Source organism: Microbacterium sp. NPDC089189, assembly GCF_040685095.1.
In the GTDB taxonomy this organism is placed as follows: Bacteria; Actinomycetota; Actinomycetes; order Actinomycetales; family Microbacteriaceae; genus Microbacterium.
Genome location: NZ_JBFBHG010000010.1, coordinates 1 through 15,946 on the forward strand (window position 1 = coordinate 1; position 15,946 = coordinate 15,946).

Annotated in this window: 13 protein-coding genes; 4 read left to right on the forward strand and 9 right to left on the reverse strand. The window is 72.2% G+C overall.

The window, feature by feature from the left end; genetic code table 11:
• Nucleotides 1-217: 217 nt before the first annotated feature.
• The 3 genes from katG to AB0N73_RS07345 all read right to left on the reverse strand — a co-directional run bounded on the left by katG (nt 218) and on the right by AB0N73_RS07345 (nt 4,005).
• Nucleotides 218-2,470 carry a catalase/peroxidase HPI gene (gene katG / locus AB0N73_RS07335; RefSeq protein WP_363561910.1) on the reverse strand — a complete coding sequence of 751 codons (2,253 nt, stop codon included), beginning with the start codon at nt 2,468-2,470 and terminating at the stop codon, nt 218-220.
• A 31-nt stretch (nt 2,471-2,501) separates the two neighbouring features.
• Complete coding sequence (locus AB0N73_RS07340) at nt 2,502-2,939, reverse strand: Fur family transcriptional regulator (RefSeq protein WP_363561912.1); 438 nt, start codon at nt 2,937-2,939, stop codon at nt 2,502-2,504.
• 67 nt (nt 2,940-3,006) lie between these two features.
• The gene (locus AB0N73_RS07345; RefSeq protein ID WP_363561914.1) at nt 3,007-4,005 is read right to left on the reverse strand and encodes a stage II sporulation protein M; all 999 of its coding nucleotides are present in this window, start codon (nt 4,003-4,005) and stop codon (nt 3,007-3,009) included.
• 16 nt (nt 4,006-4,021) lie between these two features.
• Here AB0N73_RS07345 and AB0N73_RS07350 point away from each other — a divergent pair, with 16 nt between their 5' ends.
• Nucleotides 4,022-4,831 (forward strand): RDD family protein, encoded by an 810-nt coding sequence (locus tag AB0N73_RS07350; RefSeq protein WP_363561916.1) that lies wholly within the window; start codon nt 4,022-4,024, stop codon nt 4,829-4,831.
• Nucleotides 4,832-4,849: 18 nt separating this feature from the next.
• Here AB0N73_RS07350 and ahcY read toward each other — a convergent pair whose 3' ends face one another.
• On the reverse strand, nt 4,850-6,310 hold the full coding sequence (ahcY, locus tag AB0N73_RS07355; protein WP_363561918.1) for an adenosylhomocysteinase: 1,461 nt from the start codon (nt 6,308-6,310) through the stop codon (nt 4,850-4,852).
• A gap of 51 nt (nt 6,311-6,361) precedes the next feature.
• Nucleotides 6,362-6,568: a DUF3499 family protein gene (locus tag AB0N73_RS07360; protein ID WP_363561920.1), complete on the reverse strand. Its 207-nt coding sequence runs from the start codon at nt 6,566-6,568 to the stop codon at nt 6,362-6,364.
• Nucleotides 6,569-6,639: 71 nt separating this feature from the next.
• Between AB0N73_RS07360 and AB0N73_RS07365 the strand changes: the two genes are divergently transcribed.
• Nucleotides 6,640-7,077, forward strand: a complete 438-nt coding sequence (locus AB0N73_RS07365; protein ID WP_363561922.1) for a metallopeptidase family protein — start codon at nt 6,640-6,642, stop codon at nt 7,075-7,077.
• Nucleotides 7,078-7,095: 18 nt separating this feature from the next.
• On the opposite strand, the gene AB0N73_RS07370 is transcribed toward AB0N73_RS07365, so the two are convergent.
• The 4 genes from AB0N73_RS07370 to manA all read right to left on the reverse strand — a co-directional run bounded on the left by AB0N73_RS07370 (nt 7,096) and on the right by manA (nt 13,158).
• Nucleotides 7,096-8,502: a DUF5719 family protein gene (locus AB0N73_RS07370; protein ID WP_363561924.1), complete on the reverse strand. Its 1,407-nt coding sequence runs from the start codon at nt 8,500-8,502 to the stop codon at nt 7,096-7,098.
• A complete protein-coding gene (locus tag AB0N73_RS07375) occupies nt 8,499-11,369 on the reverse strand; it encodes a glycosyltransferase (protein WP_363561926.1) in 2,871 nt (956 codons plus the stop codon). The genes AB0N73_RS07370 and AB0N73_RS07375 overlap by 4 nt, the downstream gene beginning before the upstream one ends.
• A gap of 77 nt (nt 11,370-11,446) precedes the next feature.
• Nucleotides 11,447-11,773, reverse strand: a complete 327-nt coding sequence (locus tag AB0N73_RS07380) for a WhiB family transcriptional regulator (RefSeq protein ID WP_363561928.1) — start codon at nt 11,771-11,773, stop codon at nt 11,447-11,449.
• A gap of 194 nt (nt 11,774-11,967) precedes the next feature.
• Nucleotides 11,968-13,158: a mannose-6-phosphate isomerase, class I gene (gene manA, locus AB0N73_RS07385; RefSeq protein ID WP_363561930.1), complete on the reverse strand. Its 1,191-nt coding sequence runs from the start codon at nt 13,156-13,158 to the stop codon at nt 11,968-11,970.
• Nucleotides 13,159-13,198: 40 nt separating this feature from the next.
• Between manA and AB0N73_RS07390 the strand changes: the two genes are divergently transcribed.
• Together AB0N73_RS07390 and AB0N73_RS07395 are read left to right on the forward strand one after the other, a co-directional pair.
• On the forward strand, nt 13,199-14,599 hold the full coding sequence (locus tag AB0N73_RS07390) for an O-antigen ligase family protein (protein ID WP_363561932.1): 1,401 nt from the start codon (nt 13,199-13,201) through the stop codon (nt 14,597-14,599).
• On the forward strand, nt 14,596-15,912 hold the full coding sequence (locus AB0N73_RS07395) for an O-antigen ligase family protein (RefSeq protein ID WP_363561934.1): 1,317 nt from the start codon (nt 14,596-14,598) through the stop codon (nt 15,910-15,912). Before AB0N73_RS07390 ends, AB0N73_RS07395 begins: the two co-directional genes overlap by 4 nt.
• The last annotated feature ends 34 nt before the right edge of the window (nt 15,913-15,946 follow it).

Genomic DNA, 15,946 nt, shown 5'->3' on the forward strand with positions numbered 1-15,946 from the left:
GCCTGGCCATAAATGAAAACCAAAGATTGCCTGTACCTTGTAATGTTCCAACCACCCAGAACGGCACATCGCGGACCATGTGCGCTCGACGACGGGATGTGCGCTCGGCGGGATAGCGAAGCGGCCAGGGTGGGCAGGGCCAGGGCGGGCGGGGATGCGAAGGGCCCGCACTCGGGAGGAGTGCGGGCCCTTCGGGGTGCGGAGCGATCCGTGCGAGTCAGACCAGGTCGAAGCGGTCCAGCTCGGTGACCTTCGTCCATGCGGCGACGAAGTCGCGCACGAACTTCTCGGTGGCGTCGTCACTCGCGTAGACCTCGGCGAGCGCGCGCAGTTCCGAGTTGGACGCGAACACGAGGTCGTTGCGGGTTCCCGTCCACAGCGCCTCACCGCTGCCGTCCTTCGTGGCGACGAAGGCGTGCGAGCCCGGGTCGAGCGGCTTCCACGTGTTGCCGAGCTCCAGCAGGTTGACGAAGTAGTCGTTCGTCAGCACGCCGGGGCGTTCGGTCAGCACGCCGTAGGCGGAGCCGTCCCAGTTGGTGCCGAGCACCCGGAGGCCGCCGATGAGCACGGTCATCTCGGGGGCGCTGAGCGTCAGCAGGTTCGCCTTGTCGACGAGCAGGTACTCGGCGGGCAGCGGCTGGCGTCCCTTGACGTAGTTGCGGAAGCCGTCGGCGCCGGGCTCGAGGAACGCGAACGAGTGCGCCTCGGTCTGCTCGGCGCTCGCGTCGGTGCGGCCGGCGCGGAAGGGGACCTCCACCTCGACGCCGGCATCCGCCGCCGCCTTCTCGACACCGGCGTTGCCCGCCAGCACGATCAGGTCGGCGAGCGAGACCCTCTTGCCGTCCGTACGCCCGTCGTTGAACGCTGCCTGGACGCCCTCGAGGACCTCCAGCACACGAGCGAGCTGCGCGGGGTTGTTGACCTCCCAGTCCTTCTGCGGGGCGAGGCGGATGCGGGCGCCGTTGACGCCGCCGCGCTTGTCGCTGCCGCGGAAGGTGGATGCGGCCGCCCAGGTCGTGGAGACGAGCTCGCTGACGGTGAGCCCCGACGCCAGGATCGGCTGCTTCAGCGTCGCCGCGTCCGCGGCATCGATCAGCTCGTGGTCGACCGCGGGGACCGGGTCCTGCCAGATGAGCTCCTCGGCGGGGACCTCGGCGCCCAGGTAGCGGGGCTTGGGTCCCATATCGCGGTGCGTCAGCTTGAACCAGGCACGGGCGAACGCATCGGCGAAGGCCTGCGGGTCCTCGTTGAAGCGCTTGGAGATCTTGCCGTACTCCGGGTCGACGCGCAGCGCGATGTCGCTCGTGAGCATGCGGGGCTCCCGGCGTCCGTCCGAATGGGCGAGCGGCACCATGTCGCTGCCCGCGCCGTTCGTGGGCCGCCACTGCCATGCGCCGGCGGGGCTCTTGAACAGCTCCCAGTCGTACGCGTAGAGGATGTGGAAGAACTCGTTGTCCCAGCGGGTCGGGTGGTAGGTCCAGGTGACCTCGAGCCCGCTCGTGATGGTGTCGTCGCCGGTGCCGGTGCCGTGGGCGTTCTTCCAGCCCAGGCCCTGCTCCTCGAGGCCCGCGGCCTCGGGGTCGTCCGACACGTTGGAGTCGGGTGCGGCGCCGTGCGTCTTGCCGAACGTGTGACCGCCGGCGATGAGCGCCACGGTCTCCTCGTCGTTCATGGCCATCCGGCCGAACGTCTCGCGGATGTCGCGCGCCGAGCGCAGCGGATCCGGCTCCCCGTTCGGGCCCTCGGGGTTCACGTAGATGAGCCCCATCTGCACCGCGGCGAGCGGCTTCTCGAGCTCGCGGTCGCCGGAGTAGCGGTCGTCGCCCAGCCAGCTGGTCTCGGGGCCCCAGTACACGTCGTCGTCCGCTTCCCAGACGTCCTCACGACCGCCGGCGAAGCCGAAGGTCTGGAAGCCCATCGACTCGAGCGCGACGTTGCCGGTGAGGATCATGAGGTCGGCCCACGAGATGGACTGGCCGTACTTCTTCTTGACCGGCCACAGCAGACGCCGTGCCTTGTCGAGGTTCACGTTGTCGGGCCAGCTGTTGAGCGGTGCGAAGCGCTGCTGCCCCTGGCCACCTCCGCCACGGCCGTCGGTGACGCGGTAGGTGCCCGCGCTGTGCCAGGCCATGCGGATCATGAGCGGGCCGTAGTGACCGAAGTCCGCCGGCCACCAGTCCTGCGAGGTGGTGAGCACATCCGAGATGTCCTTCTTGACCTCGGCGAGATCGAGCGCCTCGAAGGCCGCCTTGTAGTCGAACTGCTCATCGAGCGGGTTGCCGACGACGGGGTTCTTCGCCAGCAGTCGCAGGTTCAGCTTCTTCGGCCACCACACGCGGTTCGCCGAGCCGGCGGTCGGGTGCGGGAGCACGCCATCGGGCTCGGCGTCGGGCTCGGAGGGGCCGATGGGCAGACGTGTCTCGTCGGCGCCGTCGTGAGGGATCGGGCATCCCGTCTGGATGTCGGACATGGCGTTCCTTTCGTGGGGAGCGTGGGGTCGGTCAGTTCGCGGACGCTGCCGTGCACGCGGGGCAGAGGCCCCAGAACGTGACCTCCGCGACCTCGACCGAGAATCCGGCCGTGTCGTCGGGATGCAGGCAGGGCGCGGATCCGGTGACGCACTCGACGTCCTCGACCCGGCCGCAGCTGCGGCAGACGATGTGGTGGTGGTTGTCGGCGACGCGCAGTTCGAACAGCCCGGCGTGGCCGGCCGGTTCGATCCGTCGCGCCAGCCCCGCGCCGACGAAGTCGCCGAGCGCGTTGTAGACGGACTGCATGCTGGCGCCGGGGAGGGCACGGCGCACGCGCTCGAACACCTCGTCGGCCCGCGCGTGCGGGGCCTCGTGCAGCGCGTCGTACACCCCGCGTCTGGTTCCCGTCACTCGCAGTCCCGCGCCGCGGATGGCGGCGTCGGTGGGAGGAGCGGATGCGGCGGGCACACCGTCATCCTACGGCTTCTTTTGATCTGATCAAAAGAACACGCGGATGAACGGCGGATGACGCGGATCAGCCCGCGACGACCTCGGGCGCACCGATGTCGTCCTCGGTCATGTCGCCGGACTCCCCGCGGCGCACCGCCCGGCCGCCCACGAGCAGCATGTACACGAGGAAGACGGCGAGTGCCGCGGCGCCGAGGGCGATCTTGACCGCCACCGGCCAGGGCTGCGGCGTGACGTACCCCTCGACGACCCCCGACAGCGCGAGCGCGAAGACGAGACCGATCGCGACGGTCGCGAGCGAACGCCCCGCCGAGGCGAGCGACTCGGCGCGGGAGCGACGCCCCGGCGCCACCCAGGCCCAGAAGATCTGGAGCCCTGCGGCCGCCGCCACGAAGATGCAGGTCAGCTCGAGCAGGCCGTGCGGCAGGATGAACGCGAAGAAGACGTCGAGCCGGTCGTAGCCCGCCATCACCGCGGCTGCGGTGCCGATGCCCACGGCGTTCTGGACGACGACGTACACCGGCCAGATCCCCGTGATGCCGAAGAGCACGCACTGCGCCGCGATCCACGCGTTGTTGGTCCACACGGTACCGGCGAAGACGGCGGCGGGATTCTCGGTGTAATAGCCCGTGAACTCGTCCCGCGCGTAGGCCGAGAGCTGCGCCTCGCTGCCGAGGGAGGCGAGGAGGGCGGGGTCGCTCGAGATCCAGGCGGCGACCAGCCCCGAGGCCAGGACGAACGCCCCCGCGACGACGAGCGTCATCCAGCGCACGCGGTAGAGGGCCGTCGGCAGTTGCCGCAGGAAGAACCGCGGGATGCGGCGCAGCACGTTCTCGCCGGCGCCCGTCAGCCGCAGACGCGCGCGGGAGAGCACGAGAGACAGATGGTCGGCCTGCACGCTGCGCCCGGCGGCCGTCTTCATCTCGGCGAGGTCGGCGGATGCCGCGCGGTACCGCGTAATGAGTTCGTCGACCTGCTCGCCGGCGGCGAGTCGTCGCGCGCGGGACAGCTCGTCGAGCCGCTCCCACTCGTGCCGGTGCGCGGCCGTCATGGCATCGAGGTCCATATGTTTGACTCTACCCATGGCCTCCCCCGTGACCATCGTCGAGATCGGACAGGACGAAGTCCTCACCGGAGAGGCGGTGGCGCTCGATGTGCAGCCGGTGGGGTTCTTCCTTCGGGCCCTCGGCGCGCTCATCGACTTCCTCGCCGCGGGCCTGGTGTTCGTCCTCTTCCTGTGGGCGGTCAGCTGGTGGGGCGGGATCGGGCTGGACGCGGCGGTGTTCCCCATCCTCGGGATCGCGATGTTCGCGCTCGTCGCGGTCTTCGTGCCGACGGCGGTCGAGACCGCCACCGCCGGGCGCAGTCTCGGCAAGCTCGCCGTGGGCGGACGGATCGTCCGCTCGGACGGCGGGGCCTCCGGCTTCCGCCAGGCGCTCATCCGCGCGCTCGTCGGGGTGCTGGAGATCTGGCTGACGCTCGGCACGGTCGCCGCCGTGACGGGGGCGTTCACGCCGCGGTCGCAACGTCTGGGCGACCTCATGGCCGGCACCTACAGCGAGCGCACACGGGCGCAGCGGCTGCCCACCATCGAGCCCACGGTTCCGCCCTCGCTCGCCGCGTGGGCCGCGGTGGCCGACGTCGCCCCCCTGCCCGCGGGTCTGGCGCGGCGCCTGGGCCGTTTCGTCCGACAGGCAGAGCAGCTCGATCCGCCGGTGCGGATGCGGCTGGCGTCCGAGCTGGCGCGCGAGGCGGCCGCGTCGGTGTCGCCGATCCCCGCGGCCGATCCGGAACTGTTCGTGCGCGCGGTCGTGGCGGTCCGGTTCACCCGGGAGCTCGCCGCGATCCGGCTCCGCGACGACCGCGCAGCGCAGCTCACGCCGCCGCGCTGAGGCGGGGCGCGACCCGCCTCAGTAGCGGTAGTGCTCGAGCTTGTACGGGCCGTCGACCGGCACGCCGAGGTAGGCGGACTGCTCGTCGGTCAGTTCGGTGAGCTCCACCCCGAGAGCGGCCAGGTGCAGGCGCGCCACCTTCTCGTCGAGGAGCTTCGGCAGCGTGTACACGCCGACCGGGTACTCCTCGGTACGCGTGAACAGCTCGATCTGGGCCAGCACCTGGTTGGTGAACGACGCGCTCATGACGAAGGACGGGTGCCCGGTGGCGTTGCCGAGGTTCAGCAGCCGGCCCTCGCTCAGTACGAGGATGCTGCGCCCGGTGGGCAGGCGGTACTCGTGCACCTGCGGCTTGATCTCGATCTTCTCGACGCCCGGGAGCGCCTCGAGGCCCGCCATGTCGATCTCGTCGTCGAAGTGCCCGACGTTGCCCACGATCGCGAGGTGCTTGAGGCCGAGGAGGTGCTCGACCGTCACCACGCGGGTGTTGCCCGTTCCCGTCACGACGATGTCGATCTGGTCGATGACGGACTCCAGACGCGCCACCTGGTAGCCGTCCATCGCGGCCTGCAGCGCGCAGATGGGGTCGACCTCGCCGACGATGACGCGGGCGCCCTGACCGCGCAGCGACTCCGCCGCGCCCTTGCCGACGTCGCCGTAGCCGACGATGAAGACGGTCTTGCCGCCGATCAGCACGTCGGTGGCGCGGTTGATGCCGTCGGGCAGCGAGTGGCGGATGCCGTACTTGTTGTCGAACTTCGACTTCGTCACCGAGTCGTTGACGTTGATGCCGGGGAAGAGGAGCTTCCCCTCGGCGGCGAGCTCGTAGAGGCGGTGCACACCGGTCGTCGTCTCCTCCGTGACGCCGAGCAGTCCCGCCGCCAGGCGGGTGAAACGCTGCGGGTCGCGCGCCAGCGACGCACGCAGGGTGTCGAGGACGACGCGGTACTCGGCGGATGCGGAGGCATCGGCATCCGGCACGGCGCCCGCCGCCTCGAACTCGACGCCCCGGTGCACGAGCAGGGTCGCGTCGCCTCCGTCGTCGAGGATGAGGTTGGGCCCGTCGAAGCCCTCGGCGCTCCAGTCGAAGATGCGGTCGGCGAGGGCCCAGTACTCCTCGAGCGTCTCGCCCTTCCAGGCGAACACCGGCACGCCGCGCGGCTCGTCCAGGGTCCCGTCGGGGCCGACGACGACCGCCGCGGCCGCCTCGTCCTGCGTCGAGAAGATGTTGCAGCTCGCCCAGCGCACCTGGGCGCCCAGCGCCACGAGTGTCTCGATCAGGACGGCCGTCTGCACCGTCATGTGCAGCGATCCGGCGATCCGTGCCCCGCGCAGCGGCTGCGAGGCGGCGAACTCCTCGCGCAGCGCCATGAGTCCGGGCATCTCGTTCTCGGCGAGGCGGAGCTGATGGCGTCCGGCCTCGGCCAGCGTCAGGTCGCGGACGGCGTGTTCGACGGTGTGCTGCGTGGCGGTGGGCATGATCCCATTCTCACCCACGCATCGCGCCGAGCGGGGCGTGTTACCGCGGCGTCACGCACGGAGCGTCTCGTGACGGATGACGAGCCACCCCTTGGGCAACGAGAGCCGCTCGGTGTGCACGGCGCAGAGGTCGTGCGCGTGGGGATCGCCCGCGCGCCCGAGGGGCCCGAGCGCCGCCATCTGGTCGCCGTAATCGTAGGTGAGCGTGGCGATCGCCTCGCGCGCGCACGCCACCTTCGAGCACTGTCTCTCCCGCATCACCTCGACCCTACCCAGCCGATCCGCCGCCGCCCGCATGCCGCGCCGCGTGCGAACCGTAGACTGGGGGGATGATCCGCCGGCGGTCCCGCGCAGCTCCCGCACGGGGGCGCCCCTCACGACACGGCCGTCACGGTCGCGAGGGCCGGAGTGCGGTGGTGCGTCCGCCGCTCCCGCCTCTCGAGACACGCGTCGACAGATTCGACCTGGCCGTCGGCTCGGTGGCCGAGTTCCTGCGGGGCGCGTGGTCGGAGCTGCGCGACGTGCGCTTCGAGATCGCCGACATGCCGGCCGCCGCGGATGCCGACGGTATCCCCCGGTGGACGGCACTGCCCGAGGAAGGACGCATCGTCCTCTACCGGCTGCCGATCGAGCGTCTGGCGCACCTCCACCGCAACGACGACGCGCACCGCAGGATGATGATCGAGAGCTGCGTCTTCCGCGCCGCGGCGGAGTACCTGGGGCGCGATCCGTGGGACCTCGGTCCCGACCGGTTCCGCTTCCTCTGACCGACCCCGGTCCCCCGGTTACGGGTGGACCGTGAGCGCGGCCGCCGCCGCATCCGCCGGCAGCACCGGGAACCCGCCGATGGCGCCGTCGCCGAGGAAGGCGACGCTCGCGCGCACGGGGCTCCCGCTGTCGAGACGGTAGACCGTCCCCGGGGTCAGCGCCACCGTGGCGACGCCTCCCGCATCCACCGTCACGCGCTGCTCGGCGCCGCCGCCGCTCACCGGCTCCAGCGTCACCTGCGCGGGACCGGCGGTCGCGGCGAGGACGAGCAGCGGTGAGGGGCCGTCGGGCACGGCGACGAGCGCCGGCTTGTCGAGGACGTCGGCGGGCGTGTTCCAGACGAAGTCCGCGTTCTCACCGAGGCCCGTGGCCTGCCAGACCGCGGCGACGACGGGCACCTCGGCGCGCACCGTCACCACGTAGGACCCCGCGGCGAGCCCCGCCAGGTCGACCTCGGCGGGACGATCGGCCTCGACCGGCACGTCGCGCCGCAGCACCTCGGCACCGGTCTGGTCCTGCACCGCGATGTCGACGGAGCCGGCGAGGCCGGGTGACAGCAGGCGCAGCAGCGTCGTCGCGCCGGCGTCCGCCGCGTCGACCGCGCTCTGCGCGACCTGGACGCCCGGGATGACATGCGTGTTCGCGGCGCCCGCGACCATACCGCTCTGGTCGACTCCGCCGGGCAGGAGCGTCCGGGTGATGCTCGACTGCAGCGCGGCGGCGACGGGCGCGCCGGCGGCGGTGACCCGCACCACGGGTGCTTCCTCGCCCACGCCGAGGGCGGCGAGCGGCACGATGCGCTGCGTACGCGCGGCGACCACGAGATCCGCGCCACCCGGCGGCAGGGTGAGGCCGGTGGCGCCGTACAGCGACAGGTCGACGGTCGCCACGACATCCGAGGGGTTGGAGAGCAGGATCAGGTCGCCCGATCCCGTGGTCGTCGATCCTCCGACGAGCCACGATTCGATGCGGGTGGGCTGGCAGGCCGAGGCGGCGAAGCCGCGGATGTCGTCGGCCGCGACCGAGGCGCTGCCGGAGGCCGCCGCATCCGAGCGGGATCCGTTCTCGGGGTTCGCGGTGACGACCGTCGCCCCCTCGCTGCCGGCGACGCCGGGGACCGAGGCGGAGGTGGAGATGTCGGCGTCGGCGCCGACCGATGCCGAGACGACGTCGCTGGTCGCGGCCGCCGTGAGCCCGCCCGCCTGTGTCGCGTCCCGCGCGAGCGCGATGAGAGGGCCGGCGCAGGAGAGCACGGTGTCGGCGGGCGTCGGCGTCACCTCGACGCTGAGCGGCGCGCGCTCGTGGGTCGGCCACGGGGCCGCCACGCCGATCCCGACGACGAGGACGATCCCGGCCGCTCCCGCGGCGCCGACGACCAGGCGCGTGCTGGTCGCTGCCCAGCTGATCCAGGTGCGTCGTTTCATCGCTGCTCCTCCCGGGCGCGCGGGCCGACGGCGCGGGGGGTGCGCCGCGCCTGGCGACGGGACGCCGCCGTGGGGAACGAGAGCAGCAACGCGACGGCGACCGTCACGAGCTGCACGGCGGCGATCCCGACCGTGAGGCGGTGATCGGATGCGGTCGGCACGGGACGCGCGGCGACGTCGCTCGTGACGCGCCACAGCTCGCCCTTGGGCGTCGTGCCGACGTCGTCGAGATCTCGGCGCTGGTCGAGGGCCGTGCCCGCCGAGAGCCGCACCGCGCGGGCGGCATCGGACTCTCCCTCGACGGCGGGCGCGATGACGACGAAACTGATGCCGTGGGCGGCGACCCGCGCGACGATGTCGTCGGAGGTCGAGGTCACGAGGTCCGCGGTGAGGGCGGCGACCTCGCGGTCGGCGTCGGTCGGCTCCAGGCGGGTCGAGGTGAGCGTGGACTGCCCCCCGAGCGAGTCGCTCCCTCCCCAGACGACGCGGGTCGCGATCGACCCGTCCCCCTGCGGTGAGAGCACGATCGTCCCCACCGACTGGTCGTCGCGCCCCTGGGCGGCGACGTAAGCGGGGAGAGTGGCGGCGGGGCCGTTCTGGAGGAGGCTCGCGTCGCGCAGCGTCGCCGTCACGGCGGGGAACGCGAGCACGACGAGGGTGCCGATCAGCACGACCGAGCCGCCGACCCGCAGCGCACGGCGCCGCACCGGGAGCCCGGCATCGAGCGCCACGATCGCAGCCCCGAGGGCGCCGAGCCAGGCCACGCTGAGCGCGGCACCCGGCCAGAGCGCCACCGGGACGGACCCGGCCGAGACGGCGACGGAGATCCCGACGGCCGCGAAGGCGGTCCCCAGTCCCAGCAGTGCGACGATGACGAGGATCGCCGACACCATCCAGCGCGGCGTGAGCAGAGAGAGCAGGGCCAGCGCGCCCAACGGCGCCACGAGCAGGAGGACGACCGCGGCGTACGGCGCGAGCGACGTGCCGGCGAAGAGCGACGCCCATCCGCCCAGATCGGCGGTCGGGAAGCCCGCGGCGAGCCCGAGCCGCCCGCTCGCATCCGCGGCCGCCTGAGGCCCCGCCCACACGACACCGGGGTCCGCGAGGAGGCCCCACGGGGTGCCGCTGCGCAGCTGACGCCAGGCGAGGGGCGCGAACAGGACGAGGGTGGGGACGATCGTCCAGACGATCTGGCCGACGCCGCGTCCGCCCCGCGCGACCACGGTCAGCATGACGGCGAGCGCCCAGACGGCCAGCAGGGCCGGGCCGAGCGAGGGCGCGCACGCCAGGAGTGCCGCGAGCAGGAGGGACGCGGCACCGGCCGCGGCCCACGAGCGATGGGCGACGGCGCCCGCGTACAGCAGCCACGGCAGGATCAGGTGCGCGATGACGGCCGCCGGGCGCCCCTCCACGAGTGCCGCCCAGAAGGTGGGGGCGAGCGCCCACACGATCGCGGCGGTGTTGCGCAGCAGCGAGTTACCCGTGAGACGCGTCGCCGCGAACCAGCCGCCGAGCGTCGCCAAGGGCAGCGCCGCGAGCCAGAGGAGCACGAGCGCGCGCGAGGGATCCCCCGGCCAGAGCGAACCGACGAGCGCGATGACGGCGGCGAAGGGATCGGCGGGGCCGATCGCATCGAGACCGACCGAACGCAGCCCGTAGGCGGCATCCGCCCACAGCTGCACGACGGTCGCGCGCAGCGGCTCCAGGGCGCCGCCTCCCAGCACGGGCCAGGCGAGCAGCGTCGGGAAGGCGAGGATCGACACCACGAGCGCGGCGAGGACGATCCAGGCCCCTCCGCCGGTGAAGAAGCGCAGGTCCTCGCGCACCGGGCGATCGATCGCGTCGGCATCCGCGTCGGCATCGAAGCGCTGGCGCAGATCCGCGCGCGTGATGCGCAGCGTCGAGAGCTGGCTCCACGAGACCGTGCGGGAGTGCCGGATGAGGGCGCGCGCGCGGGCGATGGCCCCCCAGCGGAAGAAGACGGCGATCGTCGCGCCCCATTCGGGCAGCACCCGGGCGGGCTGCTTGGCCAGCAGCAGCACCGCCGCACGCCACAGCGAGAGCGGGAGGAGCGAGAGCCAATGCAGCGGCACGACGCCGGCGGGCGCGTAGACGAGACGGCGGTGCAGCTGCGCGACGCGGATGGCGAGCCACCGACGACGGATGCGGCGGCGGGTGGTGGGCGAGGGAAGCCCGGCCGTGCCGTCGCCGGCCACCGCGACGCGCGCGGCGGGGACGAGGCTGACGCGGAAGCCGGCCAGACGGGCGCGCACGCCCAGATCCAGACCCTCGTCGGCACCGGCGAGCGCGGGGTCGACGCCCCGCAGCGTCCGCCAGAGGTCGGCGCGCACGAGCAGACCGCGGACGTCCGCCCCCAGGCTGTCCTCGGTGCCGTCGTGCTGGCCCTGGTCGAGTTCGTCGTCGGCGAGCCCGACGGTGCGTCCCGCCGGCGTCATCGTCATGCCGAGCGACACGATCCGGCCGTCGTCGTCCCAGTCCACGAGCTTGGGGGCGACCACGGCGACCGACGGCGCCTTCTCCAGGCCGCCGAGCAGGCGCGCGAGCGCATCGGGCGCGGGTGCGGTGTCCTGCGCGAGCAACCAGACCACGTCGCCCGTGATGCGCGACGACGCCATCCGCACGGCGTCGGCGAAGGTCGTCGATCCGCTCGCGGTGATCACGCCTTCGGCGCCGGAGGAGGCGGCGAGCTCCGTCAGGGTGCGGTCGGGACCGCAGAGCACGATCGTGACGGCGTCGACCGGGCGGGACTGCGCCGCGAGCGCGTCGAGGGTGCGGCGGAGGTGCGCTGCGACCGCTTTGCGGTCGTCGGGGCGCACGACGAGGAGGGCGTGAACACGGGCGGGCATGACTCGGTCAGCCTAAGCGGGAGGAATCGAGACGCCGCGCGCACGCGCCGGAAACATCGATCTGCCGCGTCCGCGTGTCAGACGGCGCGCTTCTTGAGCTTGCGTCGTTCGCGTTCGCTGAGTCCGCCCCAGATCCCGAAGCGCTCGTCGTTCTGCAGCGCGTACTCGAGGCACTCCCCGCGGACGTCGCACGTCGTGCAGATGCGCTTGGCATCCCGGGTGGAGCCGCCCTTCTCGGGGAAGAAGGCTTCAGGATCGGTCTGCGCGCACAGGGCGTCGGTCTGCCAGGAGAGCTGGTTCTCCTCGTCGACCGGCGCGTCGCGGCGGACCCCGGGAACCCCCAGGAAGACCGGATCGACGAACCAGTTGTCGGGAACGCCCGAACGGTACTGTGCGCCCGTCATGTGCTCTCCCCACATCATCACCCTCGCGCCCTGCGACGGATGACTAAATTACACAGGTGTGATTCGACGATTGCAAGTCGCAGATCGTAAACCCTCAACCCGTGCTTGAATCTTCGCGACGCGCCGACGGCGTGTCGGATGGGGCGGATTCGTTATCGACGGTCCGCCGACGGTCCGCCGGCGGCGACGCTGTCTCAGCCGGCTGCGGGGCGCCGCGGCACTCGGCCGGGCATCGCGAGGTACAGCTCCCCCGCACCGGTGATCTCGAGGGTCCGCTCGTCGGGCGAGGCGAAGGCCGCGCCGCCCGGGACGAGCTCGACCCGGCCGCCGGGCGCGGTGACGACGGGTGCGCCCGCCGTGGCGAGCGCGATCGCGGGGCCGCGCAGCCGGATGCGGCGCACCTCCCCCTCCGCGACGACGACCCGCAGCAGCTCGAAGTCCTCGATGCCCGGGGCGAACACGTCCACCCCCGGCTCCCCCGCCACCGCGGGCAGGAGCGGCGGCTCGCCGGGACGGGTGTCGACGATCGCGAGGAGCTCGTCCACGTCGATGTGCTTGGGCGTCAACCCGCCGCGCAGCACGTTGTCGCTGGCCGCCATCAATTCCACACCGAGACCCGAGAGGTAGGCGTGCAGGACGCCGGCGGGGACGTAGACGGCCTCGCCCCGTCGGAGCGTCACGTGGTTCATCAGCAGCGCCACCACGACGCCCGGGTCGCCCGGATAGGCGTCGGCGATGCGACCGATGGCCGCGATCTCGGTCGCGAACGTCTCCGACGTCGCCGCGCGCACGGCGGCGATGATCTCCGCCACGGCCGGGCCGGCGGTGCCCGAGAGCAGCCAGGCGAGCGCATCGCGCAGCGCTGCCGCGTCGTCGGTCGCGCCCAGCACCTCGCGCAGCCGCGCCACCCCGGGGGCATCGCCGAGTGCGTCGAGGAGCACGCGCGTGCGGGCGAGCGGGCGCAGCCCGGCCAGCGCCTCGAACGTGTCGCTGACGGCGACGATCACCTCGGGCTTGTGGTTGTCGTCGCGGTAGTTGCGGTGCGGGGCGTCGACGGCGATCCCGGCGGCATCCTCGCGGGCGGCGCCGGCGCGCGCCTGCTCCTGCGACGGATGCACCTGGATCGAGAGGGGCGACCCCGCGGCCAGCAGCTTCAGCAGGTAGGGCAGCCGCTCCGGCGAGTCGGTGGCCACGCCCTCGGCGGCGAACCACGCGTCGAGCGTGCGCGAGGAACCGTCCTGCAGGAGCGCCGGAGAGCCCGGATGGTCCCCGAACCACACCTCCGCCTCGGGACGACCGGAGGGGACACGCCCCTCCAGCTCGGCGATCAGGGTGGAGGATCCCCATGCGTAGTCGCGGGGCGTGTTCGTCAAGGGCGCCAGCACGCCCCCAGCCTACGAGGCGCGCGGGCTAATCTGGGGCATCATGGCCGTTCGAACCCAGCACCCCGCCGGGCCGGTGCCCGCAGCCCCCGTGCGCGAGCGCACCGGGCACCTGCTGCTGCGCGCGTGGTGCGTGTTCGTCCTCGTGCAGGCGCTGGCGGGAGTCGCGTGGGTCCTCGCCTTCGGCGCCGTCGTGGCGGCGGGTCTGGCGTATGCGGCGGCCGCCGTGTCGATCGTGCTCTGGGTCGCGCTGCGCCCGAGCGTCAATCCGCGACGACTGCCGTGGTTCGTCATCGTCTACGCCCTTTGGGCGGCGCTCTCGATCATCTGGTCGGCGTGGCCCGGGACCACGGCCCTCACCTGGTCGCTCCTGGCGGTCACGAGCTTCCAAGGGCTCTTCATCGCGGCCGTCCTGACCTGGCGCGAGACGGTCGCCGCCATCTCGGCGGCGCTGAAGTGGGTGCTCGGCGCATCGCTCCTGTTCGAACTCGGCGTCTCGATCTTCGTGCACGGGCCGATCCTCCCCGGATTCGTGCTGCCCACCGAGAAGCTGAACCCCATCGTCTACTGGTCGCGCGACAACCTCTTCGACGGGGGGCGCATCCAGGGCATCCAGGGCAACGCCAACCTGCTCGCCGTCGTCGCGCTTGTCGGACTGATCGTCTTCGCCATCCGCTTCGCCGCGCGCAGCGAGAATCGCGTGAGCGCCGGGATCTGGCTCGCGCTCACCCTGTTCCTCTTCGTGCGGGCCGGCTCCGCCACCGCCTACCTGTCGGCCGCGGCCGTCGTCGTCGTGCTCACGACGGTCCTGCTGATGCGCACGGTACGACGCCCCGGCGGTCGTACGCGCTACTACGTGGCATACGCGGGAGTCGCCGTCGTCGGGGCGGGCGCCCTCTGGTTCGGGCGTGACGCGATCTTCGGTCTGCTCGGGCGCTCGAGCGACCTCACCGGACGCGAGTCCATCTGGCAGGCGGTGCTCGCACGCGCCGTCGAGCATCCCGTGATCGGATGGGGCTTCGCCACGCCGTGGCTGCCATGGGACCCCGCGTTCGACCGCTGGATCGTGGACCACGGCCAGACCGTCATGCAGGCCCACAACATGTGGATCGACGTGTTCCTCCAGCTGGGCATCGTCGGCGTCCTGCTCGTGGCGGGCATCTTCGTCTCGTTCATCTGGCGCTCGTGGTTCTTCGCCATCGACCGGCCCCGGTGGGACCTGCGGGCCGACCGCCCCTACTCCCCCCTGACGCTGCTGCCGACGCTCATCGCCACGGTGCTGCTCGTGCAGGGCGTGGCGGAGTCCGGTCCCCTGCTGCTGTGGGGATGGATGTTCATCGTGATGCTGAGCGCCAAGGTCGCGCAGTCGCCGCTGGTGGGCGTCGGGCCCGCCGAGACCTCGCTCGCGATCGAGCGGGGCGACCCGGTGGCGAGCGACACGTGACCCGAGCGACCGGCCCGAGTGCGCTCGGCGAGCTGCTGCGTTCGGCCGGTCTCGCGCGCGCCTTCACGCTGACGGCGTTCGGTGCGGCATTCAGCGGCTTCGCGATCGAGCAGCTCATGGGCCGCGTCACCTTCATCACGATCATCGTCGGACTCTGCGTGATCGCCGCGGGGCTCCTCTTCGCCCGCCGCGACGTCCTCTCGCCCCTGCAGATCGCACCGACCACCGTGCTGCTGTTCGCGGGCTGGGCGCTCGTGAGCATCTTCTGGTCGAGCGACAAGCCCAAGTCGGTCAGCGGCTGGCTGGCCCTGGCGGCGTTCGCCCTCATCGCCATCGCCATCGCCCATGTGCGCGACACCCTGCAGACGGCGAGGGCCCTCGGCGACGTCATGCGCTGGCTGCTCGCGATCTCGCTCGGCGTCGAGATCTTCTTCGGCATCCTCATCGACATGCCGCTGCCGCTGCTGGGGGTGCAGGGGCTGATCGCGGAGCTCGGACCGGTGCAGGGGATCTTCGGCACCCGGAACGCGCTCGGCTTCGTCGCCGTCGTCGCGCTCATCACGTTCCTCGTCGAGTGGCGGACCTCCTCGATCCGACCGGGACTCGCGGTCTTCTCCGTCCTGCTGGCGGGAAGCCTGGCGGTCCTGTCGGACTCGCCGAGCATCATCATCATCGCGTTGATCGTGGGGCTCGCGACCCTCACCCTCATGGTCGTCCGGCACACCGCGGCGGCCTCGCGCCCCGTGCTCCAGGCGAGCATCGCGGGCATCGTCGTGGTGGGCCTCGGCCTGGCGTACGTCATCCGCGTACCGATCATCGCCTTCCTCGGCGCGGGATCCGACTTCTCGACGCGCGCGGATCTGTGGAACATGATCCTCGACTTCGTCGCCCGCTACCCGGTGCAGGGATGGGGCTGGTATGGCGCCTGGGCGCCCACGGAGTTCCCGTTCCTGTCGATCAACTTCCTGCTGGGCGAACGCCACGCCTCGGCCCTCAACGCCTACTTCGACGTGCTGCTGCAGGTGGGCTGGTTCGGCCTGCTGGCCTTCCTGCTCTTCTGCGGCACCGCGCTCGTGCGAGCGTGGCTGGAGGCGAGCGAGCGACGCTCGGTCGTCTACACCTGGACGCCGCTCGTGCTCATCGCCCTGCTCGTCTACTCGATGTTCGAGAGCTTCACCATCACCGGGTCGGGCTGGATGCTGCTCGTGCTGTGCGCGGCGCGCGCCGGGCAGTCGAGATCGTGGCGCGACCGGATGAGGGATCCCCTGCCCGTGGCCCCCGAGCTGCCCCGCGGCGCTCAGGGCGGACGCTGAGGCGGGCACGGTAGGATCGGCTTCCGGCTCGACC